Here is a 3,657-nt window from a genome sequence, read left to right as displayed (position 1 = left end):
GGCTGATCTCAAACGTGGTGTTATGCCAGGCGGCCAGCTCCCGAGCTTGCGCGATCAGAGGCGCAGGCGGCTCGTAGCCGGGTGGGCAAGCCAGCGTGAAGTGCGTCCCAAGGCGCGGCGCAAGTAGCATTAAGCTAATCGCGGTATTGCAGCCATCACCAATATAGACCAGCTTCTGGCCCCGGGTCTTGGAACGGTACTCTAGGATCGTGTAGAAATCTGCTAGTGCTTGGCAGGGGTGCTCAATATCTGTTAGCGCATTGATCACGGGAACACGGGCGTAGTGGGCCAGTTCGACGATATTGTGATGATCAAAAGTCCGAATAATAATTGCATCCACCATGCGCGAGAGCACCCGAGCCGCATCTTTGACAGACTCCCGGTGCCCTAGGCCCACCTCCTCCTTTGCAAAATACAGCGCCTGGCCCCCAAGCCGACTCATTCCCACCGAGAAGGAGAGCTTGGTGCGCAGACTGGGTTTTTCAAAGAGGAGTGCAGCACACTTGCCTGATGCCACGTTCTGTGCCTTTCCGAGCTTGATCTCCCGCGTTAAGTCAAAGAGCTGCTCGATCTCCTCCGTGCTCAGGTCGTTGACGGAGAGAAAGTGCCGACCTTTGAGGAAGCTCGCCCGGGGCGTGGGCCGAGCAGGCGTCACAGAGGGAGCGGGATTGAACTCCTCCGTGAGTGCGCCCGCCAGTCCCGATGCGAGCGCTTGAGCAACCCCCTGATAGCTCAGCCCTACGCTCTCAACGCTCGCGGGTGCCTCGTGGAGCAGCGCTAGTAGAAGATGCTCGGTGCCCACGTAGTCATGTCCCGTGGACTCGGTCTCGCGCCGCGCTTGCTCAACAACCTGCTTGGCTCCCGGCGAGAGCGTCGCCGACTCGGTGCGGGCCGCGCCATTCTCGGGTTTCAGCAGGCCGGAGATTCGCATCCGTAGCTCCTCAGGGGCATAGCCGATACGTGCGAGGAGCTGCAGGGCGCTGGTCTCTTCTCCGTGCAAGAGCCCTAGCAGCAAGTGCTCCCGCTCCACATAGACATCGCCCCGTCGCATGGCCTCAACCTGCGCCCAGAGCATCGCTTTTCGTCCGTTTCGTGTAAATTGAATCGCCATATTTATCTTTCCGCCTGAACCCACCCGGCTCGAACCCACCCGGCTCTTCGTTCGTTCCTCACTACGAGCCCCCCTCCCTCAGGGCAGGGAGGGTTTTCCAGCCCCTCGTGCCTCCCCCTTCCCTGCCCTGAGGGAAGGGGGCCAGGGGGATGGGTATGGTAGATTCAGAGGCTCGCTTTCTCAATCGCTTGTGCAAGAAGATTCACCCCTTCGTCGGCTAATTCCTTGGTGAGTATCAGCGGGGGGATGATCCGCAGTGTGGTATCTCCGGTGGCATTGATAACCAGGCCTAGTGCAAGTGCCTCCGTGACCACTTTCTTGGCAATCGGTTTGTCCAGCTCCAGCCCGATCATCAGGCCCATGCCACGCGTGGATCCGAGCGGCTTGAGGCGCTCTTTGAGATACGCTCCCACAGTTGCAGCGTTTTGTGTCAGGCGCTCATCAGCGAGAATATCCAGAACGGCGTTGGCGGCGGCTGTGCACAGAGGGTTACCCGCGAAAGTGGAGCCGTGATCGCCGGGCTTGAGCGTTTCTGCGGCGATTCCCCGCGCGAGGCAGGCCCCGATCGGCACGCCGCCGCCCAGGCCCTTGGCGAGCGTCATCACATCGGGAACGACGCCGTACTGTTGGTAGGCCCACATCTTCCCCGTCCGTCCGACACCGGTCTGCACTTCATCCAAGATCAGCAATGCCTTGTGTTTATCACAGAGCTCCCGCGCTTTGGTTAAGTACTCCTGGGTCGCCGGAATCACGCCGCCCTCACCCTGGATCGGCTCCAGAAGCACCGCGCAGGTATCGTCGGTAACTATCGCCTCTAGCGCCTGTAAGTCATTAAACGGGACATAGTCAAAGCCGGGCGGGAGCGGCGCAAACGGATCGTGGTACTTGGGCTGACCCGTCGCGGTCACGGCAGCAAGTGTCCGCCCATGAAACGAGTTGGTCGCTGTGACAATGCGCACCTTGCTCTGGGCAATGCTCCGCCCGTACTTTCGGGAGATCTTAATTGCCGCCTCGATGGCTTCCGCGCCGGAGTTGCAGAAGAACACCCGTTCAAAGTCTGAGAGTTCCATCAGCCGCCGCGCCAGCCGCGCCTGGGGCTCGGTGAGATAGAGATTGCTAGCGTGCATAAGTGTGGCTGCCTGATCCGCGATAGCCTTCGCCAAGTACGGGTGCGCGTGCCCCACGGAGCAGACCGCGATCCCGGAGAGAAAGTCCAAATAGCACTTGCCCTCGGAATCAAAGAGCCAGCAGCCCTCGCCGCGCACTATCTCAATCGGCTGGCGTGCGTAGGTCGTCATCACATGGGACTGATCCCAGAGCCGGGCATCCGTCCCCGTTTTCGTTGCTTCTGTCGTTGTCATTGATTTATTTCCATTACTATCGCGAGAGCCGTTTGCCCGTCGCGTTTGAGTGTCTCAATCACGCTTGCCCGGCTCTCGGCGGGGATGTTTTGGGAGAGCTTGAACTTGCCTTCGATTCGCGAGATCTCAATCTCCACGCCCACAATTCCCTTGAGTTTTGGCGCGAAAAATGTCGCCTCATAGACGATAGGCTCCGGTTCGTAGTGCGCCTCCAGCATGAGTAGAATCCGTGTCAGCGCTTCGGGCTCGGTGATGAGTTTGGGCGTGCCGTAGACATGAACCGCCGTGTAGTTCCAGGTCGGGACGGCGGGTGCGTGGGTGTACCAGCGCGGCGAGATGTAGCCGTGCGGCCCAGTGAAGATCGTCAGTACGCTTGTGTTTTCTGCTGCTTCTAGGTGCGCACACTGCGGGTTCGCTTTCGCTAAATGCCCGATCAGCGTGTTCGTCTCCGGCTGATAGAGCAACGGCAGGTGCGTCGCAAATGGCTCGCTGTTGGCAATGGTTACTAAATTTGCAAAGCTATTGGTATGGAGAAACGCCGCGATCGTCTCAGGACCGTCCTCACGAAAATACGGTGGAGTGTACATAATTAGATTAGCCTCTTCTCAAAGTCGCCCGTCGGGACAGCGGTGCCATCACGACAAACACTCCGCTCGCCGAGGAGCCGAAAGCCGAGGCCCGTGTAGAGCGCGACATTGTCGGTTTTCTGGAGCCGCACGGAGCAGGTGAGCCGTGTCAGCCCTTCTGCTCGTGCCAGAGCCTCCAAGTGCCTGACGAGCTTTTTCGCCAGCCCTTGTCGCCGGTAGTCGGGGTGGACGCAGAGGCGGTGGAAGTAGAGCGCATCGCCCTCAAGCTGGTAGCGGACGCAGGCGAGATAACCTCTCCCCAACCCCTCTCCCGGGCGTTCGTACCTCACTGGGAAAGGGGCTACATCCCCCTCGGGCTCCCCCTTCCCCAGCGAAGAATGAGCGCCCGGGGGAGGGGGCTGGGGGGAGAGGTTACTCGGGGAGAGGTTGGCTACCACCAGTGCCTCCATTCCCCCCGCAAGCTGCGCGGCGATGGCCTCCTCGGTCTCTTTGAGCGCCGTGGAGGTTCCCGGCTCGCGGTCGTACTCAGCGAACGCGGCCTGCGTGAGGGCGTGGATCAGCGCCGGGTCTTGGGTTTTTGCAATCGTTAAATCCATTT

The 3,657-nt window shown here is 60.2% G+C and carries 4 protein-coding genes; all 4 read right to left on the bottom strand.

Annotated features, from left to right (window positions below):
* On the bottom strand, window positions 1-1,111 hold a 1,111-nt coding region (locus tag ACH2EH_RS17025; protein WP_395143428.1), incomplete at its 3' end, for a Clp protease N-terminal domain-containing protein.
* Between the two features lie 164 nt (window positions 1,112-1,275).
* Window positions 1,276-2,472 carry an acetylornithine transaminase gene (locus ACH2EH_RS17020; RefSeq protein ID WP_395143427.1) on the bottom strand — a complete coding sequence of 399 codons (1,197 nt, stop codon included), beginning with the start codon at window positions 2,470-2,472 and terminating at the stop codon, window positions 1,276-1,278.
* Window positions 2,469-3,059, bottom strand: a complete 591-nt coding sequence (locus ACH2EH_RS17015; RefSeq protein ID WP_395143425.1) for an FMN-binding negative transcriptional regulator — start codon at window positions 3,057-3,059, stop codon at window positions 2,469-2,471. Before ACH2EH_RS17015 ends, ACH2EH_RS17020 begins: the two co-directional genes overlap by 4 nt.
* Before the next feature lie 2 nt (window positions 3,060-3,061).
* The coding region (locus ACH2EH_RS17010; protein ID WP_395143424.1) for a GNAT family N-acetyltransferase at window positions 3,062-3,657 on the bottom strand (596 nt) is incomplete at its 5' end.

It is taken from the genome of Armatimonas sp., from assembly GCF_043760365.1.
Classification (GTDB): Bacteria; Armatimonadota; Armatimonadia; order Armatimonadales; family Armatimonadaceae; genus Armatimonas.
The sequence above is the reverse complement of the archived record's forward strand: the minus strand, read 5'-3'. Positions and strand labels throughout refer to the sequence as shown.